Annotated in this window: 34 protein-coding genes; 28 read left to right on the top strand and 6 right to left on the bottom strand. The window is 47.7% G+C overall.

Translation table 11 applies throughout. From position 1 onward, the window contains the following. Positions 1 to 1381, top strand: a 1381-nt coding sequence (locus HP401_RS01220) for a M28 family peptidase (protein ID WP_254456974.1), incomplete at its 5' end; no start/stop codon positions are given. A 213-nt stretch (positions 1382 to 1594) separates the two neighbouring features. Here the strand turns inward: HP401_RS01220 and HP401_RS01225 are convergent. Next, positions 1595 to 2602 (bottom strand): hypothetical protein, encoded by a 1008-nt coding sequence (locus HP401_RS01225; protein ID WP_173603803.1) that lies wholly within the window; start codon positions 2600 to 2602, stop codon positions 1595 to 1597. Between the two features lie 156 nt (positions 2603 to 2758). Here HP401_RS01225 and HP401_RS01230 point away from each other — a divergent pair, with 156 nt between their 5' ends. The 3 genes from HP401_RS01230 to HP401_RS01240 all read left to right on the top strand — a co-directional run bounded on the left by HP401_RS01230 (position 2759) and on the right by HP401_RS01240 (position 4906). Then, a complete protein-coding gene (locus HP401_RS01230; RefSeq protein ID WP_064199875.1) occupies positions 2759 to 3322 on the top strand; it encodes an NADPH-dependent FMN reductase in 564 nt (187 codons plus the stop codon). A 99-nt stretch (positions 3323 to 3421) separates the two neighbouring features. Then, positions 3422 to 3853 (top strand): transcriptional regulator MntR, encoded by a 432-nt coding sequence (mntR, locus tag HP401_RS01235; RefSeq protein WP_012686004.1) that lies wholly within the window; start codon positions 3422 to 3424, stop codon positions 3851 to 3853. A gap of 123 nt (positions 3854 to 3976) precedes the next feature. Next, positions 3977 to 4906 (top strand): patatin-like phospholipase family protein, encoded by a 930-nt coding sequence (locus HP401_RS01240; RefSeq protein ID WP_173603804.1) that lies wholly within the window; start codon positions 3977 to 3979, stop codon positions 4904 to 4906. 36 nt (positions 4907 to 4942) lie between these two features. Here the strand turns inward: HP401_RS01240 and HP401_RS01245 are convergent, their stop codons facing one another. Together HP401_RS01245 and HP401_RS01250 are read right to left on the bottom strand one after the other, a co-directional pair. Continuing rightward, the gene (locus HP401_RS01245) at positions 4943 to 5302 is read right to left on the bottom strand and encodes an ABC transporter C family protein (protein WP_173603805.1); all 360 of its coding nucleotides are present in this window, start codon (positions 5300 to 5302) and stop codon (positions 4943 to 4945) included. A gap of 36 nt (positions 5303 to 5338) precedes the next feature. Beyond that, complete coding sequence (locus HP401_RS01250) at positions 5339 to 6286, bottom strand: DUF1385 domain-containing protein (RefSeq protein ID WP_050763827.1); 948 nt, start codon at positions 6284 to 6286, stop codon at positions 5339 to 5341. A gap of 124 nt (positions 6287 to 6410) precedes the next feature. On the opposite strand from HP401_RS01250, the gene HP401_RS01255 reads away from it, so the two are divergent. From HP401_RS01255 to HP401_RS01285, 7 genes are all read left to right on the top strand, one after another. Then, positions 6411 to 6923 (top strand): YqhR family membrane protein, encoded by a 513-nt coding sequence (locus HP401_RS01255; protein ID WP_173603806.1) that lies wholly within the window; start codon positions 6411 to 6413, stop codon positions 6921 to 6923. Positions 6924 to 7063: 140 nt separating this feature from the next. After that, positions 7064 to 7504: a type II 3-dehydroquinate dehydratase gene (aroQ, locus tag HP401_RS01260; RefSeq protein WP_064199879.1), complete on the top strand. Its 441-nt coding sequence runs from the start codon at positions 7064 to 7066 to the stop codon at positions 7502 to 7504. Between the two features lie 28 nt (positions 7505 to 7532). After that, positions 7533 to 8603, top strand: coding sequence for a M24 family metallopeptidase (locus HP401_RS01265; RefSeq protein ID WP_173603807.1), 1071 nt, complete (start codon positions 7533 to 7535; stop codon positions 8601 to 8603). A gap of 41 nt (positions 8604 to 8644) precedes the next feature. Beyond that, the gene (gene efp, locus HP401_RS01270) at positions 8645 to 9202 is read left to right on the top strand and encodes an elongation factor P (RefSeq protein WP_012686011.1); all 558 of its coding nucleotides are present in this window, start codon (positions 8645 to 8647) and stop codon (positions 9200 to 9202) included. 143 nt (positions 9203 to 9345) lie between these two features. After that, positions 9346 to 10200, top strand: coding sequence for an aminoglycoside 6-adenylyltransferase (gene ant(6), locus HP401_RS01275; RefSeq protein WP_173603945.1), 855 nt, complete (start codon positions 9346 to 9348; stop codon positions 10198 to 10200). A gap of 341 nt (positions 10201 to 10541) precedes the next feature. Continuing rightward, positions 10542 to 11111 (top strand): RNA polymerase sigma factor, encoded by a 570-nt coding sequence (locus HP401_RS01280; protein WP_064199881.1) that lies wholly within the window; start codon positions 10542 to 10544, stop codon positions 11109 to 11111. After that, the gene (locus HP401_RS01285) at positions 11092 to 12786 is read left to right on the top strand and encodes a DUF4179 domain-containing protein (RefSeq protein ID WP_173603808.1); all 1695 of its coding nucleotides are present in this window, start codon (positions 11092 to 11094) and stop codon (positions 12784 to 12786) included. Before HP401_RS01280 ends, HP401_RS01285 begins: the two co-directional genes overlap by 20 nt. A 51-nt stretch (positions 12787 to 12837) precedes the next feature. Here the strand turns inward: HP401_RS01285 and HP401_RS01290 are convergent, their stop codons facing one another. From HP401_RS01290 to comA, 3 genes are read right to left on the bottom strand one after another with little or no spacing between them, the layout of a single operon-like run. Next, positions 12838 to 13299, bottom strand: coding sequence for a DUF441 domain-containing protein (locus HP401_RS01290; protein ID WP_012686015.1), 462 nt, complete (start codon positions 13297 to 13299; stop codon positions 12838 to 12840). Positions 13300 to 13335: 36 nt separating this feature from the next. Beyond that, complete coding sequence (locus tag HP401_RS01295; RefSeq protein ID WP_173603809.1) at positions 13336 to 14052, bottom strand: 2-phosphosulfolactate phosphatase; 717 nt, start codon at positions 14050 to 14052, stop codon at positions 13336 to 13338. Continuing rightward, complete coding sequence (gene comA / locus HP401_RS01300) at positions 14043 to 14864, bottom strand: phosphosulfolactate synthase (RefSeq protein ID WP_173603810.1); 822 nt, start codon at positions 14862 to 14864, stop codon at positions 14043 to 14045. The genes HP401_RS01295 and comA overlap by 10 nt, the downstream gene beginning before the upstream one ends. A 149-nt stretch (positions 14865 to 15013) precedes the next feature. Here comA and HP401_RS01305 point away from each other — a divergent pair, with 149 nt between their 5' ends. The 17 genes from HP401_RS01305 to HP401_RS01385 all read left to right on the top strand — a co-directional run bounded on the left by HP401_RS01305 (position 15014) and on the right by HP401_RS01385 (position 26317). Next, entirely contained in the window at positions 15014 to 15277 is a 264-nt protein-coding gene (locus HP401_RS01305) for a YqhV family protein (RefSeq protein WP_007725730.1), read from the top strand. Positions 15278 to 15356: 79 nt separating this feature from the next. Next, complete coding sequence (locus HP401_RS01310) at positions 15357 to 15836, top strand: CD1247 N-terminal domain-containing protein (RefSeq protein ID WP_173603811.1); 480 nt, start codon at positions 15357 to 15359, stop codon at positions 15834 to 15836. A 140-nt stretch (positions 15837 to 15976) separates the two neighbouring features. Further along, entirely contained in the window at positions 15977 to 16939 is a 963-nt protein-coding gene (gene spoIIIAA, locus HP401_RS01315) for a stage III sporulation protein AA (RefSeq protein ID WP_173603812.1), read from the top strand. Beyond that, positions 16927 to 17445: a stage III sporulation protein SpoIIIAB gene (spoIIIAB, locus tag HP401_RS01320; RefSeq protein ID WP_137029466.1), complete on the top strand. Its 519-nt coding sequence runs from the start codon at positions 16927 to 16929 to the stop codon at positions 17443 to 17445. The genes spoIIIAA and spoIIIAB overlap by 13 nt, the downstream gene beginning before the upstream one ends. A gap of 16 nt (positions 17446 to 17461) precedes the next feature. Next, a complete protein-coding gene (spoIIIAC, locus tag HP401_RS01325; protein ID WP_007725726.1) occupies positions 17462 to 17665 on the top strand; it encodes a stage III sporulation protein AC in 204 nt (67 codons plus the stop codon). A gap of 13 nt (positions 17666 to 17678) precedes the next feature. Next, entirely contained in the window at positions 17679 to 18068 is a 390-nt protein-coding gene (spoIIIAD, locus tag HP401_RS01330) for a stage III sporulation protein AD (RefSeq protein ID WP_016739903.1), read from the top strand. 16 nt (positions 18069 to 18084) lie between these two features. Then, entirely contained in the window at positions 18085 to 19281 is a 1197-nt protein-coding gene (gene spoIIIAE / locus HP401_RS01335) for a stage III sporulation protein AE (RefSeq protein WP_173603813.1), read from the top strand. Positions 19282 to 19289: 8 nt separating this feature from the next. Then, the gene (spoIIIAF, locus tag HP401_RS01340) at positions 19290 to 19967 is read left to right on the top strand and encodes a stage III sporulation protein AF (RefSeq protein ID WP_173603814.1); all 678 of its coding nucleotides are present in this window, start codon (positions 19290 to 19292) and stop codon (positions 19965 to 19967) included. Between the two features lie 31 nt (positions 19968 to 19998). Then, positions 19999 to 20694, top strand: coding sequence for a stage III sporulation protein AG (gene spoIIIAG, locus HP401_RS01345; protein ID WP_173603815.1), 696 nt, complete (start codon positions 19999 to 20001; stop codon positions 20692 to 20694). Positions 20695 to 20707: 13 nt separating this feature from the next. After that, positions 20708 to 21382: a SpoIIIAH-like family protein gene (locus HP401_RS01350; protein ID WP_087343755.1), complete on the top strand. Its 675-nt coding sequence runs from the start codon at positions 20708 to 20710 to the stop codon at positions 21380 to 21382. A 207-nt stretch (positions 21383 to 21589) separates the two neighbouring features. Beyond that, complete coding sequence (gene accB / locus HP401_RS01355) at positions 21590 to 22090, top strand: acetyl-CoA carboxylase biotin carboxyl carrier protein (RefSeq protein ID WP_012686025.1); 501 nt, start codon at positions 21590 to 21592, stop codon at positions 22088 to 22090. Positions 22091 to 22106: 16 nt separating this feature from the next. After that, positions 22107 to 23462, top strand: coding sequence for an acetyl-CoA carboxylase biotin carboxylase subunit (gene accC, locus HP401_RS01360; protein ID WP_087343752.1), 1356 nt, complete (start codon positions 22107 to 22109; stop codon positions 23460 to 23462). Positions 23463 to 23531: 69 nt separating this feature from the next. Beyond that, the gene (locus HP401_RS01365) at positions 23532 to 23948 is read left to right on the top strand and encodes an Asp23/Gls24 family envelope stress response protein (protein ID WP_012686027.1); all 417 of its coding nucleotides are present in this window, start codon (positions 23532 to 23534) and stop codon (positions 23946 to 23948) included. A gap of 153 nt (positions 23949 to 24101) precedes the next feature. Next, positions 24102 to 24659 (top strand): alkaline shock response membrane anchor protein AmaP, encoded by a 558-nt coding sequence (amaP, locus tag HP401_RS01370; protein ID WP_041749379.1) that lies wholly within the window; start codon positions 24102 to 24104, stop codon positions 24657 to 24659. Between the two features lie 12 nt (positions 24660 to 24671). Next, complete coding sequence (locus HP401_RS01375; protein ID WP_012686029.1) at positions 24672 to 24884, top strand: DUF2273 domain-containing protein; 213 nt, start codon at positions 24672 to 24674, stop codon at positions 24882 to 24884. A 47-nt stretch (positions 24885 to 24931) separates the two neighbouring features. Continuing rightward, positions 24932 to 25336 carry a transcription antitermination factor NusB gene (gene nusB / locus HP401_RS01380; protein WP_041749380.1) on the top strand — a complete coding sequence of 135 codons (405 nt, stop codon included), beginning with the start codon at positions 24932 to 24934 and terminating at the stop codon, positions 25334 to 25336. Between the two features lie 18 nt (positions 25337 to 25354). Further along, a complete protein-coding gene (locus HP401_RS01385; protein WP_012686031.1) occupies positions 25355 to 26317 on the top strand; it encodes a tRNA (adenosine(37)-N6)-threonylcarbamoyltransferase complex transferase subunit TsaD in 963 nt (320 codons plus the stop codon). The last annotated feature ends 33 nt before the right edge of the window (positions 26318 to 26350 follow it).

Raw genomic sequence — 26350 nt, forward strand, 5'->3', positions numbered from 1 at the left:
AGCAAAGAGCAAAGAGCAAAGAGCAAAGGAAAGGGAGAATGCCATGCGATCTGTCCGTCATTACACGCTATGTGCCCTGCTTGCCTGTGGAACGATATTGCCGATGCCTTTCCTTTCCCATCGTGTTCATGCAGAGGAAGCTCAAGATTGGATCGATAGTGAACGCTTGTACAGCCATGTCGAGCAATTGGCAAGAACAGCCCGTCCACCTGCTACTGAAACGGAATTTGCGGCAGCTGTCTATGTGGAAAATACACTTCGCTCTTACGGGTACAAGACAAAGCTCGATCCTTTTTCTTATTATACGTACCGAAAGCCAACGACTCTATCCCTGACGATGGAAGAATGGCCGGGTCAAAAATGGACAATAAGTGGATTTACTTTTGGGATCAATGGAACTGCGACAGCAGAGGTGGTGGATGCAGGCTTGGGTAGGGCGGTTGATTTTACGAATGATGCCTCCAGGGGAAAGATTGCCTTGGTCAAGCGAGGCGAGATTCCGTTCGGAGAAAAAGTACGCCAGGCAGCGGCTGCCGGAGCTGTTGGACTGATCATCTGGAATGATCGGGAGGAAGGCTGGAATGCTTCCCTGGGCGAACCTTTGGATATCGCTGTTCCTGTAATCGCTTTGTCCAAGGGGGATGGCACGAAGCTCCAAAAACGCATCATGGACAAGCGGCCCGTGAAGGGAACCGTCAAGGTAGAAGGAGCCGTAACGACCAAGCAAACCTCGTATAATATCGTGGCAAGCCGAAAGCCCAATCAAAATGACACCGGGCAGGTCGTCATGGTTTCTGCTCACCATGATTCCGCCGGGTTATCAGCTGGGGCAAATCACAATGGCTCCGGTGTAGCGGCCTTGCTTGAGATAGCTCGTAATATGGCTGACAAGCCGATTGATACGGAAGTGAGGTTCGTCAGCTTTGGCGCTGTTACTTCAGGAAGCAGAGGCCCAATTGCTTATGCGAATGCCTTATCAGCCAAAGAGCGACAAGCCATGATAGCAGCCTTCTATGTCGAGGGGGTGGGCAGCCAAAAGACAGAGCTCGTTGCAACCAATCCGCTGGGTAACGAAAATCTGCCAATCCAACTCCTAAGAGCAGCGGGGGTGTCTCCTAGCGATAAGGCTGGAACGCTTGAAGGAATCGGCGCCGCAAGCTCTTTAGCCGCCGCAGGTATTCCTACGGCACTTGTGACGAGTGCGGGGACGAGACAAGCAACAGATGACTCTATCGCACAAATGGATTGGGAACAAATTGCAAAGGCGACGAAGGCGGTCCTTTCAGCGATTCACAAAATGACAGAACAAACAACGCCAGCTTATCCGATGGGATCTCCAAATGGGGGACAACTAAGAACGGAAAGTGAGGCTCTGCAGTAAACGTCTCCTTCGGGGGACGTTTTTCATTTGTGGTAAAATGAGGGAGAGAAACCATGGATAGAGGAGGCCTACGTGACGATGAGTCCGTTGAATATTTTGGTGTTTATCCTTTTGTTCTTGGTCGTGGTCGGAATAGTGAATTGGCTCCTATAGTGCGAAAAAAAGTGGCCAAGACTCTGTCTTGACCACAGGAGCTACGAGGAAACGATCAGGTCAATTCGGCTGCTTCCAAACGTACCAGCCCATTAAGAACATGCCGCAATAGGTCGCTGCACTGGCGATTGCAGACATACTCCAGGGAACAACGAGTGTGAGAAGAGAGAATACAAATACGGTAAGCAGCATGGCGACAATCAGCGGAAGAATTTGCAGATGTTGACGTGTCGCTATTGGATGGGACAACGAATAGAGTAGGGCGGCGACGATGACTCCACCATGCACAAATGAGAGGATAGCGAGAAGCCAATCGCCACCTGGCATCATTTGAACTAAAATTTGTTTGATGGGCAGTACAGAGGCGTGGGAATCATGCCAGTGGGCAAGAAGAATAGCTTGACCTAACAGCGTGAACAAAAGGAAGATTCCGGCTCCGATCATTGCGCCCATCCGAACCGTTCGCTCATGGGACGCAAGTACTGCCAGTGGTAAAGTCGTGGCCAAGCCGATGAGAAAATGCAAGGCAAGGAAAAATACGGCGTGAATCAGCCAGTTCACATTCAGTTGATAACCCAAGCTCGGTATTGGGACATGGGATTGTGCACTAAAAATCAATCCGAATAATAATAAACCGGTGGATAGAGATATGGCTGTTGCAGTGACAATCCATCTCCAACGATTTAAGATAAAGAAGACGGCTGCAATGGTCAGAAGGATGAACCATAGAGGAGAGAACTCCTCCAAGAGGAAATCTGCCTGTTGGCCAAGCATGACTCCTGTATACCCCAATAGCAGAATGTGGGTGATCGCAGATAGGCTAGAAGCGAACGCTTCGCCAAACAATACGTAGTACAGCTCGTACAGGGAGCGAATTTGCTTGCGATGGCAAAAGGTCAACAGCTGGGCGCCGAACCAGCCGAGGCCAAGAGCCGCAAGGGCAATGCCTATTGTCCCCCAGGAACCGAAATAAGTAAAAAAGCGTAACCATTCATATCCGCCCAAGTAGAATCCACCTAACGCAGACCCTGCAAAAAGCACGGCGATATACCAAGCGACTTTGTCCATAGGCATCATCCTCACTTGCAACTTGGTACAAGTGTATGAAGCAAACAGGCTTGTTCAGAACAGATGATATTAAATAAACATAAATGTTTACAAATTATATTTAATGGAATATAATGAGGAGCATACCAGTATTTAGATTATCGATGGGGTGAAACCATGAAAATTGTAGGAATAGCCGGAAGCATGAATGCCAATTCTACGACAAAACAAGCAATTCATATTGTTCTTGAAGCCGCAAAGGCTGCAGGTGCCGATGTTGAAATGATTCATCTTGCGGACTGGAAGCTGCCGCTGTACGATGATCGTGACGATACCAGTACGTACCCTGAAATTGTCCATCGATTTGTCAAAGCGGTTTCTGAAGCAGATGGACTTGTGATCGGTTCGCCTGAATACCATGGCACAATGACAGGTGCTTTGAAAAACGCCATTGACTTCCTGGAAGGGCGCATTTTGCGTGACAAGCAGGTTGCCATCATTGGTGTCGCTGGTGGAAGCATGGGTGCTACGAATACGGTCAACACCTTGCAGTTAATCATGCGCAATTTGCATGCATGGCCGTTGCCATCTAGCCCTTCCATCCCAAGTGCTTACAATGCCTTTACACCAGAAGGCAAGCTCAAGGATGAGCGATTGCAGGCGCGCATGGAGCAGTTGGGTCAACAGCTCGTACAATATGTCCAAATGATGAATCCAACAACAGAAAAACAGCTGCGATAGGTACTTTTCTCTTGCAAATGCTTCTCATTACGCGGTATCATATTTCTACGTGCCTTTTTTGGCAAGATGAAATAACGGTTTGGAAATGAGGGGTTCACAATGCCGCCGACGCCGAGTATGGAAGACTATTTGGAACGCATTTACAACTTAATTGAAGAAAAGGGCTATGCTCGTGTCTCCGATATTGCTGAAGCGTTGGAAGTACATCCCTCTTCGGTCACGAAAATGGTTCAGAAACTAGACAAAGACAAGTATCTCGTTTATGAAAAATACCGTGGGCTTGTCTTGACGCCAAAAGGGAAGAAAATCGGGAAACGCCTTGTGGACCGTCACGCTCTTCTAGAAGAATTTATGCGGATCATTGGCTTAGATGAAGAGCATATTTATCAGGATGTGGAAGGAATCGAGCATCACCTGAGCTGGGAATCGATTACATGTCTGGAGTATCTGGTTCAGTACTTCGAGGCAGATCCAAAGCGTATAGAAGAGCTTCGTAATATTCGTTTGTTAGATGAGCAAAAAGAGGAATAGTCTATATCGTTATCGTATTATAGCGCAAGCCGATCAGGCTTGCGTTTTTTTCTTTGTGGTAACGGAAAAGCTGTCGTCTTATACATGGAAAATGGGGAGGAATTTTAGGGAGGGGAAAACAAGGTGAAAGCGGATGCAGTCTTTGAGGGTGGCGGCGTAAAAGGAATCGCTTTTATCGGTGCCTTGCGAGTCATGGAGGAGAATGGATACACATGGGAGAGACTCGCAGGTACCTCGGCAGGCTCCATTGTTGCAGCTTTGCTCGGCGCAGGCTATTCCAGCCATGAATTGAAACCGATCTTTGAAGAGCTGGATTACCTCCACTTTCTCAAACGCTCAGGGCTGGTCAGGCTCCCTCTCATCGGACCAATCTATGAACTAGTCGTGCGAGAAGGGATTTATCGAGCAGATCGAATCGAGTTGTTCATAGAGGAGTTGTTATTACGAAAAGGGGTACGAACATTCGGAGATCTTCCTCCTGGTAAGCTGAAGGTTGTCGCATCTGATGTCACAAACGGAAAAATGCTTATCCTTCCCGATGATTTAGCACGGTATGGTGTAGAACCCGATCATTTCCCTGTGGCACGAGCTGTTCGTATGTCTTCCTCCATTCCGTTCTTTTTTCAGCCTGCAAAGCTGAAAAGTGCTGGACATGTGCATTACATCGTCGATGGCGCATTATTGAGCAACTATCCCGTTTGGTTATTTGATGTACCGGGTACTCCGCGGTGGCCGACGATTGGTTTTCGTCTGACTGATGATCAAGACAAGAGAGAAGGGACTAGAATCAAAGGTCTTTTTTCCTTCTCCCGGGGATTGCTGGCGACTATGCTCGATGCTCATGACCGCCTGTATGTGGAAAAGGCAAAAGCTGTTCGGACGATTTTCATCCATACATTAGGGGTGAGAACCACTCAATTTCAGCTGTCAAAAGAAATCAGGCAACAATTGTTTGAGTCAGGGGAGGCAGCGGCTCACAAATTTTTGGCACAATGGGATTTTGAAGATTACGTCAAAGTGTTTCGCAATCATTCACCGAAAATACTGGTCTAACAAAAAAACAGGTCGCCGATTCAGGCAACCTGTTTTTTAGTGGGAGATATTATTTTGCGATTTTTCGTCTGGTTTCTCTTTTTGCTTCCCTTTGCTGCCTTCGATCACACGAAACGGATGATCTCTTCTAGGAGGAGTCGACTGCTTTTTCACTGCTTGCCGAGCGATGGAGGGCTTTTGCTTCACCTTGACCTTTGGTTGTCTAGGTTTGCCTGCTCCAGCGCCTTGTGAAAAGAAGGAGCCGGTTTGTAAATAGTTGCGCACGACCAAGAAAAGGACAACGGATAATCCCAAGATGACAATCGTACTGATAGGATCATTGAAGAGGGTGACCAAAAATCCGTAAATCGCCAATACAATCACTATCAGAATCACTGGTGGAATGCGGCGTAACATAGGGCTTCACCTCTATGGGAATAAAAATGCCTCACGTTATCCGGTCGTAACCATTCTTTCCTGCACGTGCTTCTGATCAAGCTCCCGCATCTTTTGGAAGGAAGCGATGGCTACCTCGACTTGGCTGTCATCTGGTTCACGAGTTGTGATCTTTTGCAACCACAATCCTGGATAACCAAGGTAACGTAGGACGGGTACATCACGGAGCTTGTTTGTCCACTGCAAAACCTCATAAGAGACGCCGATTACCAGTGGCAAAAGAACAATGCGTTGTACGACCCTCTCCGTCAGGGAGTCATAACTAAACAGGGAGTAAATCACAACACCGACGAACACTGAAAAAATGAGAAAACTGCTCCCACAACGATAATGCAGGGCGGAAAATTTTTGCACATTGGCTACTGTTAATTCTACCCCGGATTCGAACGCGTTAATCACTTTATGCTCGGCTCCATGGTATTGAAAAAGCCTTTTAATCAACGGCGTTTGTGCAATCGCAGTAATGTAGCCGAGGAGGAGCAAAATTTTAAATCCGCCTTCAGCTAACGTTTGAGGAACGCCATCCGGTACCCATTTTCCAAGTAAAAAGTCTGCCAGGAAAACGGGAACGAGTGTAAATACGAATTTCCCGAACAGGAAGGAAAGTACTCCGACAACAGCAACACCTAAAATCATGGTGAGCTTCGATGGACTTTCAGAAGCTTCTTCTCCAGACTCCTTACTGTATTGTTCAGAGGCGAAGTTGAGATGTTTGGCCCCATTGGCGCTGGCTTCGACCAAACCAACAATCCCACGCAAAAACGGAATCTTTTTTAGCGTAGTAATCCATTTATATTCGGACCTTGGGGATTCAAAATACTCAATTTCATGATTTTTTTTGCGAACAGCTGTAACGGTCGTGGTTTTGCCACCGAACATAACACCTTCGATGACGGCCTGACCGCCGTAGCTAGGTACGTTTTGTTGCGCCAATTCAATCACCATCCTTACCACTATATTAACGGAAATGGCGACTTGAAGCTACAAGGAGTTCGTATTTTTCCAACAAATGTAAAGCAGAAGTGAAAAGCTTAGAGGAAGAGCATACTAGAGAACAGAGGTGATGGAAATGGAAATAAGCAAGACAGGACGAAGGCACAAGCAAGCACGCATATCGCATACAGAAGAAGGCAGGCAAGGGAGTAAAAGAGTCTCCTTCTCGAAGATTTTGGAGGTGGCATTCTGGGGAACGATTATTTGGGGGCTCGTTCGATTGATGGCTCACTTTTTGCACATGACCCCGTACGGAGTCGGAGCATTTGCACGTCCCTTTATCGGTATCGAGGACGAAAATACGTTTACGAGCGTGTGCCTTGGTGGTATCGTGCTGTTCGTTGAAACTTTCGTTGCTTCATTTGTATTCAGCTTGCTATTTAGTCGGATCCGTGTGTGGTGGTTGGGGCTCGTCTACGGGGCAGTCATGTTAGGGATAGCGGGTTTCTTCTTTCATATCGGAAATTGGGAGGTTGCCACCTTAAGCACGGAAGGCGCTTGGTATTTGACGTTTGGCTTGTTCATTGGGATGACAATCATGCTCGAGCAATCAGACGAGAATCATGCATGGAATGAGTACACAAGGTAGGAGGATTTCTCCGTTCCTTGTCAAAATGGATGTAACAATGTTCGAAATGTTGCTTTGGCGAATGTCTACTTTGGATTCAGAGCGGCTTGTGGTAAAATGTTTCATTAATAAAAAAACTTTTATAGGGAGAGGGATGGTCGATGACTTCCGTCTTGTTATTGAACGGGCCCAACCTGAATTTATTGGGGACGAGGGAGCCGGATGTTTACGGAAGGGAAACGCTGGAGGATGTGGTGACAATCCTGACGGGCGTCATGGATGAGTTGGGCGGAAAGCTTGAGCATCTTCAATCGAATCACGAAGGTGCCCTCATCGACGCGATTCATCAAGCGAGAGGTGTCCATGACGGCATTCTGATCAATCCAGGCGCATTCACCCATTATAGCTATGCGATCCGAGACGCTTTGGCCAGTGTAGCTCTTCCGACGATTGAAGTACATATTTCCAATATTCATACACGGGAACCATTCCGCCATCACTCAGTCATCGCACCTATTACGATTGGCCAAGTTGTCGGGTTGGGGATCGATGGATATGAATGGGCGTTAAGAGCGCTCGTCCGTAAAGTCGAAAAAAAATAAAAGCTTTCAAAAAGGGGAAAAGGCTGCCATGAAACAACGTCTGCATAAATTGCGCGAGGCACTTATACAAGTTGGAGCAGAGGCGTTTATTACCGAAAAAACAGAGAATCGCTTCTACTTGAGCGGTTTCACTGGATCAACGGGATGGGTAATTGTCACGGAAACAGAAGCGTTTCTCGTCACTGATTTCCGCTATGTGGAACAAGCGCAAGAACAGGCACCTGAATTCACAGTGGTCAATAACGAGAGAAAAGCTGTGGAAGCGATGGCAAAGCTCTTGCAAGAAAAAGGGATCAAGCGCTTGGCATTCGAGAGCAGCGTGTCCTTTAGCACGTATCAGGAATGGAACAAAGGATTCGACGGAGTAGAGCTGGTGCCAACAAGCGGTCTGCTTGAAAAAATTCGCATGTTTAAAGACGAATCCGAGATGGTTATCATTCGTGAAGCGGTTCGTATCGCGGAAGCAGCATTTACGCATATTCAAGGCTACATCAAGCCAGGTGTGCGTGAAGCCGATGTTGCCTTGGAACTGGAATACTTCATGCGCAAGCAAGGTGCGACAGGCTCTGCTTTTGATATTATCGTAGCGTCAGGTGTGCGCGGCGCTCTGCCACATGGACGTGCGTCCGAGAAAGTGATTCAGGCAGGGGAAATGGTTACACTCGACTTTGGTGCCGCTTATCAGGGCTATCATTCCGATATCACACGCACATTGTCTGTGGGAGAGCCAGACCCGAAAATGCGTGAAATCTACGATATCGTTCTGCGTGCCCAACTGGCAGGTTTAGAAGCACTGAAGCCAGGTGTATCCGCAAAAGACGCTGACGCAGCAACGAGAGATCTCATCACAGCAGCAGGCTATGGGGATGCCTATGGACATAGCGCAGGTCATGGTCTCGGATTGGAAGTTCACGAGCTGCCAGGGCTGTCGACTGTGAGCACCTTCGTATTGGAGCCAGGTATGCTCGTAACGATGGAGCCAGGCATTTACGTGACAGGACTTGGTGGCGTTCGAATCGAAGACGATGTGTGGATTACAGCTGATGGCCATGAGAACCTGAACAAGTCTACGAAAGAGTTGCTCATTTTGCCTGTGTAATTTATACTTATTCTGTTATTGATTGATTTGGGAGGACTACCATGATCTCTGTAAACGATTTTCGTACCGGTTTGACAATCGAAGTGGATGGCAATATTTTTACCGTGCTAGAATTCCAACACGTAAAACCAGGTAAAGGTGCGGCATTCGTTCGCTCCAAACTGCGCAATCTGCGTAGCGGCAACACAACAGAAATGACCTTCCGCGGCGGTGAAAAAGTTAACCCTGCCCGCATCGAATCCAGCACGATGCAATACCTGTATGCGAGCGGAGACGAGTACACTTTCATGAATACTGAAACATATGAGCAAATGACGTTCACTCGCAACCAAATCGAGCGTGAGCTGCGTTTCCTCAAAGAAAACATGAACGTGCAAATCATGCAGTACAACGGAGAAACAATCGGTATTCAATTGCCGAATACGGTTGAACTCGTTGTAACTGAATGTGAGCCAGGTGTAAAAGGTGACACTGCTTCTAACGTAACAAAGAAAGCAACCTTGGAAACTGGTTTCGTAGTAAACGTTCCTCTCTTCGTAGAAGAAGGAGAGCGTCTGATCATCGATACTCGTACGGAAGCATACGTTTCCCGCGCGTAAAAGTACGGATTGCAAGAAAAAGCTGTGCCCAAATGGGTGCAGCTTTTTTTATTTGCTTCTCCTATCGATGTGGGATTGTAAAAATTATGCAATTCCACTACATTTAGTAGTACAGAGAAATAGTAATGTGGAGGGGCATGGCTTTGAGAACGGAACAAGAAATGATGAACATGCTGATTGATTTCGCTAGGAAGGATGATCGAATCCGCTTGGTAACCTTGGAAGGGTCACGCACGAACAAAAATATACCCGCTGATCCTTTCCAAGATTATGATATTTCGTATTTTGTGACTGAGATGGCTTCTTTCAAGGAAAATGATCAATGGCTCGATGCTTTTGGGAATCGGATCATGATGCAAAAACCAGAGGATATGGAGCTTTTTCCGTCCGAGTTAGGGAATTGGTTTTCTTATCTCATGTTATTTGAGGATGGAAATAAAGTGGATCTGACGCTGATTCCGATAGACGAGACAGAGCAGTATTTTGCAGATAGCGACGGTCTGGTTGAGGTTTTGCTGGATAAAGACGAGCTTATCAAACACGAGGTGCTCCCTACCGATCGCCAATATTGGACCCGGAAGCCAAGTGCCAGAGAGTTTGATGACTGCTGCAATGAATTTTGGATGGTCTCTACTTATGTTGTCAAAGGTTTGGCGAGAAAAGAAATTCTGTTTGCGATTGACCATCTCAACGAAATTGCCCGACCAAATTTGCTCCGCATGATGGCTTGGCAAATCGGATGTGAGAAAGGATTTACCTTTAGTGTCGGGAAAAACTACAAATTTATCGATCGCTATCTTCCAAAAGAAGACTGGGAAGCGTTACTATCCAGCTATAACGAAAACGGCTACCCGCAGATGTGGGAATCGTTATTCACTTGCTATGAGCTATTTCGAAAGTACTCCAAAGCGGTGGCAGAAAATCTCGAATATCCGTATCCAGATTACGATGAAGCCATTACCAAGTACGCGGAACATATCTACCATTCATGGAAATGATGGATGGAACCCGACCGCCTTTTATCAAGGGCGGTTTTCTTGTGTTGTCGATCGCTTGACCACGCTTGTCGAACACTTCTTCTTCGAGAAACATCCGCCCGTAGGGTGGCTTTGCTCGACGGTCCCCTTTTTTAAGTGTAGACGGCCAGTGAATCCCCCTTGCGGGCGTGTCAGAGTCGAAGAGAACTGTGCTTTTTCTTCTCCTCCACAATGTTGACTCAAACTTTTTTTAAAAAATGCATTCATTTTTGGAAAGAAAATACAAAATGATCCGTTAATCCATATGAACCTGCCAAAACGAACGCTGCGCAGCGAACTTTTTTGAAATGGGAGGATTTCCTTTGCAGGATGATTGGTTGCTCATACAACAGGTACAAAAAGGGAATCGGGATGCCTACGCGCACCTGGTCGACAAGTACAAAGAACGATTATACAGCTATCTTTATCGAATGACGGGACAGCAGCAGGATGCTCAAGACCTGACACAAGAGGCTTTCATCAAAGCGTACTGTCAACTCGATAAATATAAGCCGACAGATGCTTTTTTGGCCTGGCTGTATCGGATTGCGTCCAACTTGTGTATAGACGCGTGGCGCAAGAACAAGCACTACGCCAAAACACCTTTGGAAGAGACAAGACTGATTGAATCTGATACACCCGAAAAAGCGTATTTGGAAAAAGAAAAGCAAGATACCTTGCAGCAGCAAATCATGGCGTTGGGGGAAGAATACCGCGTTGTGTTTATGCTGAAATACTTGGAACAGATGAGCTACAAAGAGATTAGCGAAATTTTGCATGTTCCGGTTACAACTGTACAAATGCGTATCCATCACGCCAAGAAAAAGCTCCGGGCTAGTATCGCGCAAGAAATGTCAGGAGGTGCAGCTATCTATGAATTGCTCCAAAACTGAAGAGTTGCGCAGGTATTTGACTGGTGAGCTATCTGAAGGTGATGCTAGACTGCTGGAACGACATGTCGAAGACTGCCTGCTCTGTCAGAGGCTGATGATGGAGGAAGAGGATAGCAACGAGGAGTTCCCGAGCCTGCACGTTCCAAGCGCGTTGCCCACAGATTTTACTTCCCAGGTAATGACGGCGTTAGAGCAAGTGCAATTGCCAAAGCCAAAACCAAACTGGAAAAAAAGGAGTGTAAACATTTTGAAGAAAACAGCGTTAGCTGTGGCGAGTGTCACAGCAATCATTACGTTTGGGTCCATGGTGTCTCCGACTTTTGCGAGCTACGTAAACAGTGTCATACAATCCATACAAGGTATCGACCAAGGAATGAAGCAGGCAGCTGAGAAGGGGTACGTCCAGGAAATCAATAAAAAGGTGACGGATCAAGGACTTACACTGGTTGTAAAAGAAGTAGTTGCGGATCCAGTGCGGATGGCGATCATTGCAAATATCGTGGATCAAAATGGCAAGCGAATCCCTTTTGATGTGGAAAAAGACGGATTGTCCCTTACTTACAAAACCAAGTCAGGTGAAGACCTGAATCCTGGGGGAGGGGGCTATACCTACGGTGAGGAAGGAGAGTATCTTGTCGTCAGCCATGATATTTTCCGATTCCTGAAAGATAGCAAGACATTGCCGGATGAGATCATCGTCGGTGTCGAAGCAACCATGTTAGGTGGGAAAGAAGGTAGCTGGAAGGTAGAGTTTCCAGTTGATATGAAAAAGGCAAGGGCAGTGGCAAACTACACCAAGATTGGACAAAAATATATGACTCCGAATGGAATCGAGATCATGTTGCAAAACATTATGACGGTACCGAGCACAAGTATGATGGAGTTGGAAATAGACTGGACAAAAGAAAGAGAAGAACAAATCCAAAAATGGAAAGAGCAAAACGGTTGGATTGTAAAAGGGCCAAAAACAGGTGCATTCACAGAAGCCGAGAGGATGGAGAGGTATTTCATCGACATGGGGGTAGCATTCCAAATATTTGATGAAAAAGGGAATGTGGTAGCAGGATGGGACGATGCGTTGCATGAAGAACTTAACCAAATTCGAAAGAACAACGTAGAGCACTCGTACCGTGGAAAAGTGCATGATGACGGCAAAGGAGTTACGAAATGGAATGGGATAACTCCACTAGCAAAGGATCAAACGTACAAATTAAAAATGCATTCTCTGTACCTGTATGAGCCAGCGAAGTTTCAGGCAACCATCCCGATTGATACCCTGTTAAAGGATAAGGCAACCGTGACGAATAGTGACAGTACCTATACCTTAACGGGCTTTACCTTAAAAACAACGGAGGAAGATGAAATAATCGGAAATGAGACCTATTTTGGAAAGGGTGCACTGATCTCGTTTTCGGCCATTCTTCCAGAAGGGATCGTCTACACGACTGAATGGTCGGCACTGGATGAGTCCAAACAAACATACAAGGTATCTCTTAACGGAACAACATATACAAGAGGCAAGGACGGAAGAGTACATGTAACAGGAACATTCTTCATCCGCGACCTTGAAAAACAGCCAAAAGAGTTAAAGCTGTCACACGCTATTCAACAACGCCAATACCAAGACCTCAATTGGGAAGTTCCGTTTGACACGTCCAATAACACCAAACGCTAAAACAACATAGACAAATCCCCCTCCTGGATGTAAAAGAGGGGGATTTCGTTTTTATCTGCTTCCAAACCATTCCCACAGCTTCAACACAAACGCTGTAATACCAGCAGCCATCAAAGGGCCGACGGGAATACCCCGAAAAAACACAATGCCAATAATCGAGCCAATGACTAGACCGACAATCATATGTGGCTCCGAGCGTAGCAAATCGAGTCCTTTTCCATTCATCCAGGTGGCAATGGCCCCACCAGCCAGTGCGGTTAAGCCGACAACCGTAGTGAAAAGAGGAGTGACGTCTTTCCATGATATTTTTTCGCTGGCGAATGGAACCAGTACGGAAATAGTCAAAAAGAGCAGCCCGAGCTCCAATCCGCGCCGTTCTACTGTTGGGAAAAAACGCTCCAGTGCCGTTAGCTTCAACACCAACAATATACTTGCGGCAGTCGCAATAATCGGTGAGCGCCCAATAAGACCGATAACGATTAGGATGACCAGCATTACTTCTCCAGACATCATTGGCATCAAAACCCCTGTCCCTGTTCTCTTTTCACATTATGAGACAAGGTGTGGGAGTATGCGTTTCTCCTTGATGTAGGGAACGATTTGATACTGATCCACTTGAGCACAGTACCGTATGTCGCTTGCGAGATGGTGCTGGATGAGCCTTTTTCCTGTTGTCGTGTGGGGTAACAGCTCGCTCAGTTTTCCCGCGTAATAAAGGTAGCTCGCCTTTAGCACTTCACCCAGATCACAAATTTGGATGCTCGGTAACGATTGTTGTACCTGTGCAATCATCAAGCCGGCAGCCAGACCGTCTTCCAGAGCGAATTCCGACCGGGTACCTGCACAATACAGAGTTATGTCGAGATGATACGAAAGAGCGTGCCGCATGCATGCAGTGGCATTCAAGAAGCAGCCGATCAAGAGAGCAGTGGCACGTTCTGCTTTTTGGATCGCACGAGTCCCGTTTGTCGTGGTGAGAATAAGCTGGCTCCCCGTTTTCCCCAAACCTGCGATTTCGGTTGGTGAGTTATTGCAGTCGAATTCGGGGATTTTTTTGCAGTGGCGTTCCCCGGCCAAAATACAGTCGTTAGTGCGTAGGGAGTTTGCTTGCCCAATGGTTTCGACCGGGATGACGCTGCGAAATCCATTACCTAATGCGGTGACAATCGTACTGGAGGCACGAAGCACATCGATGACGATGACTACATGATTGCTGATCTGTTCAAAACGAATTTCTTCCACGGTCGGCACCACCTCTATTCGCACGGAAAACACCTCCCTCTATCCATGATTAGGGCTGTATCGCCGCGCAATCCGCGCCGTAGCGTCTCCAAAGAGAATACATCCGTATAGGCAATATTTCCGAGGTTCACGTCGCTGCCAATGGCCTTGATGAAGCAGACCTGTTGATCTTTTTGAGGTGCTTCCCAGATTAGACGGGATGCCTTTTCTTTGGCTGCTGCAACAATGTCTGAAACGAAGGAATCGTCAATCTTGCCATCCCCGTCACACACGCCGACGGTTCCACTTTCTCTCGCTTCCACAATCACGTGACTGGCACCATTGTGCAGGTCAAAGCTAAGCGTCTCCAGCAATTCCTCTCGACAAGTGCGATAGTCGGCAGCTTTTTTTCCGACCTCTGTGTAGACCACCAAATCGTTGTCTAACGCGTAATTGATGGCTTCCTGGCGCTGTGCAAAGGATAAAGGGAACGTTCCATCGGATATTTCCACCGCAGAAAAACCGAGAGAGCGAATCAGCTTCATATAATCTGCAATTGAATTGTGGCGAATGGCGATTTCAAAAAAAGTTCCTCCTGGCATGATGTGTACACCAAATTGTTTTGCAAGGGTCAGCTTTTGGTTGAGTATCTCGAGGGGGTACAGAGCAAGGGTGCCAAAACCGAGTTTGTATAGATCGATATAGGGAGCAGCCAGCGCTAACAAGTCGGAATATGCAGTAAGTCCAAGGCCTTTGTCAATGACCATGGTTAAGCCCTTCACACGGGGCTTCTCTCGTATTTGCCCGGACGGGTTTGCCCAGCTATCAGGTAAAAACGATTGATCACACTCTACCATCGGCAAGTTCCTCATTTCTTCTAGGCGTATGGTTCAGTGTATGCCCAGTGAAGGGGAGGAGTGAGGGCAAAAGCCTACAGAGATGATTCAAAAAGTGCTGAAATGATGTGGTACAGGCATAGAGTGAAAGGAGGGGAGGACGAGACGGGATGTTGGAAAAAGCGATTATGGGTATGGCAGCACTTAGGGTCTTTTCAGGCAGTATCGAGATCATTGCAGCTTTGCTCATTTTAAAAGTGAACCAGGTCGAAAAAGCTCTGCTCATTAATTCAGGGCTTGCGATTGTTGGGCCAATTATCTTGATCACCACAACGACAATCGGTTTGTTAGGCATGTCGGATCGGGTTAGCTTCGCCAAAATAGCCTGGATTCTGGTGGGGATCTCGTGCATCTTGATTGGCGTCCGTAAATAATTACCCATTTCCTTCCATTTGTAAATGACATCACGATGGGGAACGATAAGTGGGAGAGATTGGATGGGAGGGAATGTGGATGCCAGAATCATTGGCGAATCGAATCGCATACTTGCAAGGGTTGGCAGATGGATTGGAAGTGGGGGAGAAAAGCCCCGAAGGAAAAATTATGGTAGAGATGATTGAGATTCTAAATGAGGTGCAGGGTGAGCTACGAGAGCTTCACGCGCGAGTGGAAGAGGCGGAGGATTATGTGGAGGCCTTGGATGAAGACTTAGAGGACATTGAGCTGTATCTTTTTGAAGATGATGATGACTTGTATGAAACCGTTGTCGATTGTGAGGATGATGACGACGAGTACGCGACTTTCTACGATTTGGATGATGATGAAGACGCACAACAATACGAAGCACAAGTAGATCCCCATCTCGATACGACTTACGAGTTTGCATGCCCTAGCTGCCAGAAAGAAATCTATCTGCACGAAGGCAAAGATGAGGAAGGTTTCAGACATTATGTAATAGAGCCGGTGGATAACAAGAAATCGGATAATCGATGATTCCAATAGGAAAAGCTTGCACTCGTCTTTCTAGCACGAGAGCAAGCTATTTTTTTTGCATAAATCTCGTCCACCTCTGCATAGGATGGAGGTAAGTCAAAGTGGACAAAGGCAGAAGGCTGCAAAAAGGAGGGTACCTGATGAATGAGATCTTGACGATATTGCCAGCAACTTTACGAACGATTTTGACGGCCCTTACTATCGCGGTAAGAGAGAATCTGGAAGAGATTCGGCTTCGGCAAAACCAGCCGCTAGAAGTCCGGTTTGGCCAACAATCCAGCTATGTGACATCGTCGGGGCAAATCACCTCGATACCCGCACAAGGATGGCTATTTTCAGCAGAAGAGGCAGCAAAACTCTTAAACCAGGTCAGCCAGCATTCTCTTTATGCTTTGGAAGAAGAGTTGAAAAGGGGTTACATCACGGTAGTTGGCGGTCATCGCATTGGCATTGCGGGGAAAGTGGTGCTGGACAAAGGAGAAGTGAAGGGAATCAGAGATGTGACCAGCTTCAACATCCGGATTGCCCGCGAGAAAAAGGGCGCGGCCAAAAAGGTCATGTCGTATTTGTTTGAGGATGGCAAATTGCAAAACACGCTGCTCATCTCCCCACCCCAATGCGGGAAGACAACCTTGTTGCGTGATATCGCACGAACCATCAGCTACGGGAGCGAGTGGTCTTCAAGTCGCAAGGTAGGAATTGTGGACGAGCGTTCTGAGTTGGCGGGATGCTTGCAAGGAGTTCCTCAACGAGATGTCGGTCCGCGAACGGATGTGCTGGACGCTTGCCCAAAAGCTGTCGGGATGATGATGCTGATTCGCTCCATGTCACCTGATGTTCTGATTGTGGACGAGGTAGGAAGAGCGGAGGATGGCGACGCAGTCTGGGAAGCGATTCATGCGGGTGTAGCCGTCATTTGCTCTGCGCATGGAGCAAGCGTCAAGGAAGTTGCTGAACGTCCTATGCTAGGTAAGCTGATTCGATATGGTGCCTTTTCCCGCTATATCGTACTCAGCCGCGAAAAAGGTGTCGGAACAATCCAGGCCATCTACGATCAAAGCATGAACCTGGTTGAAAGGGAGAAGGCTGCATGGTCAAGCTGATGGGAGCCGTACTCATCCTGTTTTCGGCGTCGATGGTTGGTTGGCAGATCGGCAAGTATTACGCGAATCGTCCCGTTCAGCTTCGGGCTCTGCTCGTTGCTCTGCAAATGCTCGAAACGGAAATCGTGTTCGGGATGACGCCATTACAGCGAGCGTTTGTGAAGGTCGGTCATCGCGTTTCCGAAGAGGTAGGGAAGGTATTTCTTCTGGCCGCGGAATTCCTACAGACAGAAAAGGTGCATTCGGCTGAGGAAGCCTTGCAACAAGCAATGAATAGACTCTGGACCCAAACTGCCTTGCGCAGACAAGAGCGAGAGGTGCTTGAGAGTCTAGGTCAGGTACTCGGATCATCCGATCGGGAAGACCAGCAAAAGCATTTGCGCCTAGCTGTCACCCACTTGCGAGGGCTGGAAGAGGAGGCTCGTGCGGAACAGGAAAAGTACGAAAAAATGTACAAGAGTTTGGGCTTTTTAGGTGGACTCTTGGTCGTCATCCTGATGTTCTAAAGGCGAGGTGTTCACAGTGGATTTTGATTTGACACCTGTTTTCCAGATAGGAGCAGTAGGTTTCATTACAGCCATCCTGCATACGGTCCTGAAGCAGGCGGGCAAGGAAGACATTGCGCATTGGGCAACTCTGGTCGGATTCATCATTGTCCTGTACATGGTGTCCCATTACATCGGTGACTTGTTCTCCGAGGTAAAACGCGTCTTCCTGTTCAACTGAGGAGGGGCTCCAGATGGAGATTGTACAAATTGTCGGACTAGGACTGGTGGCTACGATTCTCGCGCTAGTCATTAAGGAACAGAAGCCGATGTTCGCCTTTTTGCTGGCGATCGCGAGCGGGGTCATCATCTTTTACTTTCTCGTCGGAAAAATAGCAGATGTTATTCGGATTTTGGAAAGATTGGCGGTTCAAGCAGATTTGAACCTTGTGTTTCTGGAAACGATTCTAAAAATCATCGGAATTGCCTACATCGCTGAATTCGGTGCACAGATGACCCGAGATGCTGGACAAGGTGCGATTGCTTCGAAAATCGAGCTCGCTGGAAAAGTCCTCATCCTGGTTATGGCTGTGCCGATCATCCAAATCATTATCGAAACAGTGATCGACTTGTTGCCGGCATAAGGGAGGTGGGATGTCCATGGCACACACTTGCAAGCTGATCCTGTTCTGGTTCTTGTTCCTTGCCTTGTTTCCAGTTGCCGTGTCAGCTACTGCGACACCCGCTGTGGCACCCGCAGCCGGTCCAATCAATCAAATCGTGCAACAACAGGTCGATCACTTGCAGCTAGACCGAGTCGAAGAGTATTGGAAACAGTTGTTACGCGACTATAAAGGGTACTTGCCCGATTTGAAATCGGAAGGCTTTATCCAAATCCTCATGCAGCAAGGTGACTTCAGTATTTCAGGAGTCCTGCAAGGAATGGGCAAGTTTATCTTTCATGAGATTTTGATGAATGGCAAGCTGCTCAGCTCCATCATTATCATTACGGTCTTCGCGATGATTCTCGAAACGATGCAGAACGCCTTTGAACGCAATGCGGTATCGACAGTGGCGTACTCGATTACGTATCTCGTCTTGATGGTACTTGCGATCAACAGCTTTCATGTCGCCATTACCTATGCAAAAGACGCAATCGCGAACATGTCTGATTTCATGCTGGCCATGATCCCACTCGTCATCGCGCTACTGGCTTCGGTAGGCAATCTGGCATCCGCCACAATGTTTCACCCGCTGATTATCTTCATGATCAACACCAGCGGCATGATGATCTCTTATGTCGTGTTCCCGCTTCTGTTTCTCTCTGCGATGCTCTCTATTGTTAGCCTGTTTTCAGAGAGGTACAAAGTCACGCAGTTAGCGACCTTGCTACGCAATATTGCAATGGGTGTCCTTGGTTCATTTCTGACGATCTTTCTCGCCATCATTTCCATACAAGGAGCGACTTCAGCCGTTGCGGACGGGGTCACTCTCCGAACAGCGAAATACATCACGGGCAATTTCATCCCGATAGTAGGTCGTGTGTTCTCCGATGCGGCAGATACCGTACTCAATGCCTCGCTACTGGTCAAAAATGCCGTAGGCTTGGCGGGTGTTTTGATCCTGATCATGCTATGCGCGTTTCCGGCTTTGAAGATACTGGTACTGGCTCTGATCTACAATCTGTCATCTGCCGTACTCCAACCGCTTGGAAACAGCCCAATCATCAGTGCGCTAGGTACGATTGGGAAAAGTCTTTTGTTCGTCTTCGCTGCTTTGGCAACGGTCGGCTTGATGTTCTTTCTGGCGATTACGATCATGATTGCGGCGGGCAACATCTCCATGATGGTTCGGTAGGTGATGAGATGACGTGGTTAACCCTGTGGTTGAAAAAAATTATCCTGCTCGTCCTTTTGGCTGCCTTCCTCGATCTGATCCTGCCCAATACGACACTGCAACGCTACGTAAAAATGGTGATGGGCTTGATTCTCTTGCTGACGATCATTTCTCCCGTGTTCAGTCTGTTCAGCCTCTCGCAGGAAGATCTGGCCTTTCGTCTGGATCGATACCAACAAGAGTTGAACAAGCCTGCTTCGGCAGAATGGAAACGCATCACTGACAAGCTGCTCGGTCAACAGAACCAACAGATGACGGCTTACGTTCAGTCACAGGTTGCGTCCTCGGTTAAAGCCAGTGTCAAAGAGCAGTACGGCGTAACTGTCGATGATGTCACGATTACCGTCAATCAGCAAAATCCGGAACAGCCAATCCTTGAACGTATCGAGCTGGTAGTCAGTGACGCGAACAAGGAAGAGCAAAAAGGGCAGAGCACGATTGAACCGATTAAGCCTGTCCAGCCTGTTGAGATCACGATTGGCAAACCCACTGAAATGCAACCTGATCCCAAAGCAGATATGGCTGCAACAGCTCATTATGACAATCCACTTTACGCGCAAATCACAACCGATGTCGCCAAAGAGTGGGGGCTATCGAAGAGCCAGGTCGTCATCAAAGACGAATCGAGAGAAAGAGAGAAACAGTAGCGGATACAGTCAGTGAAGCGAGGTGAAAACAATGAACCAATTGTGGGAAAAGCTGAAAAGTCTGCTCATGAAGAAACAAGGCGAGACGATGCAGGAAGAAAAGAAAATCGTGGTGGGGAGCAAGGGGAAAAACCAAAAGCTAAAGCCACTGCATTATTTCATCGTCATATTAGGAATTGGCGTTGCCATCATGATTCTGACGGACTTCCTCAGAGTGGAAAAAGACCAGCCACTCGGATTTGGAGATATAGGGAGTGAGGCCCAGGGTCCTCCTGGTGGTGATGCAACTTCCCAGGTGTTGGGGGGATCACCGACTACAGATATCATTGCAGAGTATGAAAACATTTACGAGACACAGCTTCGTGAGATCCTCGCTTCCGTTGTCGGTGTCGGTGAAGTACAGGTCATGGTCAATCTGGAATCAACACCAGAGCTGGTTGTAGAAAAAAATCGCAACATTCGTTCCTCAACCAATCAGGAAATGGACAAAGAAAAGGCAACCCGCAATCAAAATGACCAGTCACGAGATGAGCAGGTCGTCATCGTGCAAGGCGGCAAGCAAGATGCCCCTGTTATTGTGAAGACGTTGAAGCCGAAAGTCCGCGGGGTCCTGGTAGTAGCAAAAGGGGCCGATAACATCCAGGTTAAAGCGTGGATCACTGAAGCCGTTCAAAAGGTTTTGGATGTTCCCGCTTATAAAATATCCATTTTGCCCAAAAAAGGGTAGGAGGTAATGGCGAATGATTCTGCGAAAGCAAACGGTTTGGTTGTTGACAATGCTTGCTGTTATGGTTGTGCTCTCTGGATATTACTTGGTGAAGGGACCGCAAGAACAGGTCCCAACATCAGGACAAGAGCACGCTGTCCAGAAGCAAGAGCAAATTTCCGGTGTGGTGGTTGAATCCAAGCAAGTTGATCACGCCCCACAAGCAACGCCTGTCGATCAAGCTCCAAAGGCAAACCCAGTAGAAGGAAAAACTGGCACACAAGGAGCGAAAACTCCTGCTGCACCAGAAGCAAAACCAGCGACATCGAACACGGTCGTCCCAGTAGCAGAAACGGCGAGTGAAATCTTCCAAGGTTTCAAAATGAAACGCGAAGCCATGCTGGCGCAACAAAAAGACGAACAGCTAGCAATCGTAAACAGCACGGAGTCCTCTCCGCAGGCAGTTGCTGAAGCGATGGCCAAGTTTGAAGAACTGTCCAATATGGAAAGTGCTACGATGACTGCAGAAGAAATGCTAAAGGCGAGCGGCTATCAGGATGCGGTCGTTACTGTCCAAAATGACATTGCGACAGTCATTGTACAAAAAGATAAATTGAGCGCAAACGAGGTAGTGGAAATCATTGCCAACGTGAAGCAACACCTGAATATCCCGGCGACAAACATTAACGTACAATACAAGGCATCCTAATAAAGCTACGGCACTTTCTCGTTATAAGGGATAGGAGAATCGGGCATGATGGTAAGGATTTTCTCGCTTCTGTTAGAAAAGAAGCGGGGAAATCCTTTCTTGACGTGGTTTAGGCAACAGGCTACCATGGATTTATGGTTTGCCAAAAGGATACATACTGGACTTCACGAACCTCTATTGAAAGAAAAGAAGGAGTGCTTGTTCGTAATGAAAATGCATGAAATACGTGAAATTATTAAGTTAATTGATCAATCATCCATTCAAGAATTTAACTTGGAAACAGAAGGTGCCAAGGTGTCTCTGAAAAAATCCAATGGTACGGAAACGATTGTCGTCACGCAACCAGCGGTTCAAGCTCCTGTTGCAGCACCCGTAGCACATATCCCGGCTCAGCCAGTTGTCGCGGCAGCGCCAGTCGCAGCAGAAGCTCCGAAAGCAGCAGCTGTACAAGCAGCGGATGACGCAAATCTCCACAAGATTGTATCTCCAATGGTAGGGACTTTCTATAGCGCACCAGAACCAGGCAAGCCGGCTTACGTACAAGCTGGTGACAAAGTGAATGCGAGCAAAGTTGTTTGCATCGTGGAAGCCATGAAACTCTTTAACGAAATCGAAGCAGAAGTAAGCGGAGAGATCGTGAAAGTGCTCGTAGAAGACGGCCAATTGGTTGAGTATGGCCAAGCATTGTTTTTGGTGAAGCCAGAATAAGGTGGGGGAGAGCGGAATGTTTCAAAAAGTATTGATTGCCAATCGCGGGGAGATTGCCGTGCGTATTATCCGTGCATGCCGCGAGCTGGGCATTCGTACGGTCGCCGTCTACTCCGAAGCGGATCGTGAAGCGCTTCATGTGAAGCTGGCCGACGAAGCCTACTGTATTGGTCCCAAGGCATCCAAGGAAAGCTATTTGAATATAGCAAACATCATGAGTGTAGCGACCAAGGTAGGGGCAGACGCCATCCATCCTGGTTATGGCTTCTTGGCAGAAAACGCCGATTTTGCCGAGATTTGTGCCGCATGTAACATTACCTTTATCGGTCCAGACCCAGAAGCCATTGTGAAGATGGGGGACAAGTCCACAGCGAAGGATACGATGAAAACGGCAGGTGTACCTACTGTACCAGGTACGGAAGGGCTGATCGAAGATGTGGCTGACGCTGTCGTTACCGCAAACAAGATTGGCTATCCTGTCATGGTCAAAGCGACGGCGGGTGGCGGCGGACGTGGTATGCGCGTAGCCGTTGACGATGAAGATTTGGAAAAAGCGATCCGTCAGGCGCAAAACGAAGCAAAAACGGCTTTTGGCAATCCAGGTGTTTACTTGGAGAAGTTCGTAGAAGGCCCGCGCCATGTGGAAATTCAAATCATGGCTGACAAGCATGGCAATGCCGTATACCTAGGTGAGCGCGACTGCTCCATCCAACGCCGTCACCAAAAGCTGATTGAGGAAGCGCCATCTCCAGCATTGAGTGAAGAGCTACGCCGACAAATGGGGGATGCTGCTGTTGCGGCGGCAAAAGCCGTTTCTTATCACGGTGCGGGAACTGTCGAGTTTTTGTTGGACAAACATGGAAAGTTCTACTTCATGGAAATGAACACGCGTATTCAGGTAGAGCATCCTGTGACTGAGCTGGTGACTGGCTTTGACCTGATCAAGGAGCAGTTGACCGTAGCGGCAGGCCAACCATTGTCCTTTACGCAAGAGGATATCGTATTGGATGGCTGGGCTATTGAATGCCGCATTAATGCTGAGAATCCTGCGAAAAACTTCATGCCTTCGCCAGGTCGTATCACGGAATATTTGGCGCCAGGCGGCTTTGGTGTGCGCGTAGACAGTGCAGCGTATGCAGGATATTCCATTCCACCATACTACGACTCGATGATCGCCAAGCTGATTGTGTGGGGCAAGGATCGTAACGAAGCGATTGACCGTATGAAGCGTGCTTTGGGTGAATTCGTCGTAGAAGGTATTACGACAACGATCCCATTCCATTTGAAGGTATTGGAGCACGAAGTATTTGTCAGCGGGAATTTCGATACGAAATTCTTGGAAACCTACGACTTGAACCTGGATGAAGAGTAAGTAGGGCTGATTTGTAAAAATACGGTGTGCTTGGTATAATGAATTACAAATTAGAGGGAGGTGCGAAGCATGGAAGAGTTTACTCCAGACTTAGATAGAACAGAACTTGGTAAAGTCCAGATCGCTCCCGAAGTGTTGGAAGTGATCGCCGGCATGGCTGCGTCCGAAGTAGAAGGTGTAGCGCAAATGAGCGGCGGTTTCGTAGGAGAAATAGCTGAACGATTAGGCCGTAAAAATATAGCACGTGGTGTGCGTGTAGAGGTTGGCTCCCGCGAAGCGGCGGTGGATGTTTCGATCATTGTCAAATACGGACATCGCATCCCGGAAGTCGCTCGAAATATTCAAGATAGTGTACGCAATGCGATTGAGAGCATGACAGGTCTTTCTGTAGTGGAAGTAAACGTACATATCGTTGATGTTGAATTGAAAGCAGAAGAAAAAGTACCGGCTCCAGTACCGGTTGAAGAACACCAGCGCGTGCGCTAACAAGCAGCGGATGGATGCCCCCTACGAACAGGGGGCATTTTCCTCATTTGAAAACGTGATTTTAGTTTAGGCGTAGAGCATACATTCATGGAGTTTTCTGGAGCGTGCCGTGTTTGTCTCCTTTTTCAAACATGGCTGAAAGGAGAGGTGCTTGTGAACTTGTTTGACCGCTTTATCTTGACGATTTATAGCTTTGCGCTCATTGTTTTGTCCTGCATCGCGATAGCAGCGACCAGCGGATTGATCTCGCAAGATTTTTTCCGTCCATATGTGGATCAGATGCTGGCGGGTACGAACATCACCTATCTTATTGTCGCGATCATTTTCCTCGTAGTAAGCCTTCGCTTCTTTTTCAGTTCTTTCCGCTCTAACAAGCCTAAAGTAGAACGGGGAATCCGTCAGCGCAGTGATTTGGGTGAGGTCAACATTACGATCCAGACGATCCAGACCATTGCAGAGCGTGCCGCCCGCCGAGTAAAAGGCGTGCGCGATCTGAAAACGACAGTCAAAGCACTCGAGAGCGGCAATATTATCACCCTGCGTGTTTCGGTAGATGGAGAAACGCCATTGCCTGAACTGACACAGAAGCTACAGGCTGACGTGAAGGAGCAAGTCGAGGGGATTGCTGGTGTTGTCATTTCTGAGGTGACCATTGTCGTGACGGAAGTAGCTCAGCAGGAAAACTACTCGTCTCGTAAACGGGTGGAATAGAAGGTGAAGTAAATGATGCGGGAGTTAATGTGGGAACACAAGGGAAAGCTAATGGGGGTTTTTGCCGGACTTTTTTTAGGCATCATCTACCTTCTCGTGGGATTTTGGGATACACTGGTTTTTGTTGTGTTTGTCGGGACCGGTTATTATATTGGACGAAAGCTCGATCATAAAGAAGACTTGCGTGAAATACTCGACAAGATTTTGCCAGGCAAGTTTCGGTGAAAGAAGCAAAGGCCGAGCTCATTTTAATTAGTAGGTGAATGAATGGTATGAAACGAAGAACAGCACGAGAAAAAGTAGTTCAATGTCTTTTCCAAATTGATATGGCAGAGGTTCCGCTAACAGATGCGGTTGCTCTCGTCATGGAAGAATCCGAGGAAAATGCACAGTATTTACGTTATCTCCTCGATGGTGTATTGAAAAACTTGACTGAGATTGATGCAGAAATCAAGAAGTATCTGCGTGGATGGCAATTGGAACGCATCGCCAATGTAGATCGCGCTATTCTTCGTCTGGCTTTTTACGAGATCATGTTTGAGCAAGACACACCTGACAAAGTCGTGATGAACGAAGCGATTGAGGTCGCGAAGCTCTTTAGCGACGAGCAGTCCCACAGGTACATTAACGGTGTGTTGTCAAGCTTCTTGCAATCACGTGAAACCAAGCAGGCGTAATAGGTAGGAGATACAAGCATGAGTAAGGTAATGTTGGGAATCGACACGAGCAATTACCGGACATCACTGTGCTTGGCTGAGGAAGACGGCCGAATTGTCGCAGAAGCAAAACGCCTTCTGAAAGTAAAGGAGGGCAAGCGCGGACTGCAACAATCCGAAGCCGTCTTTCAGCATGTGATGAACCTGCCGGAATTAAGTGATGAGATGAAGTGGAAGGACTACGAGATTGCCGCGATTTGTGTAAGTGAGAAGCCACGCCCGCAAGACGGATCGTATATGCCTGTATTTAAAGTAGGAGAAGGCTTGGCGAAATCGTTGGCGACTTATTTGCGCGTTCCGCTGCACTTGACGACTCATCAAGAGGGACATATTGCGGCAGGGGAATACACTGCTGAGGTGCGTCCGACAGAAGACCGCTTTTTGGCTGTGCATTTGTCTGGAGGTACCAGCGAGTTGCTGCTGTGCGAGCGTCATGCAGCCGGATATACCATTGAGAAAATCGGTGGGACGATCGATCTGCACGCAGGTCAACTGGTCGATCGGATTGGTGTGGCACTTGGTCTGTCCTTTCCTGCAGGTCCTGCATTGGAGCAGTTAGCAAAGGAAGCAACAGGTGAGTTTCGGGTTTCTTCGGCGGTTGACGGACTCTCCTTTAGTTTTTCTGGTCCAGAAGCATCGCTTTTACGGGAAGTGGAGAAGGGGAGTACGAGCCCTGCTGAGATTGCGCGAGCGACAGAGCAATGTATTGCCAATGCACTAGAGAAGTCCTTGCGCCATGCAGTAGAGCAAGGCTACCCGAAGGACATCTTGATTGTCGGAGGAGTAGCTGCTAATTATTACATTCGTGAGCGGTTGATCAAACGCCTGGAACACCCTGCCGTGAAGGCGAAGCTGTACTTCTGTGATCCCGTTTACTCCGGTGATAATGCCTATGGAGTCGCAATGTTGGGTTGGATGAAGCAAAAGGCGAACATTAAATAAATAAGAACTTTTTATAATTCGCCTTTACAGCTG

Source organism: Brevibacillus sp. HB2.2, assembly GCF_013284275.1.
GTDB lineage: Bacteria > Bacillota > Bacilli > Brevibacillales > Brevibacillaceae > Brevibacillus > Brevibacillus brevis_D.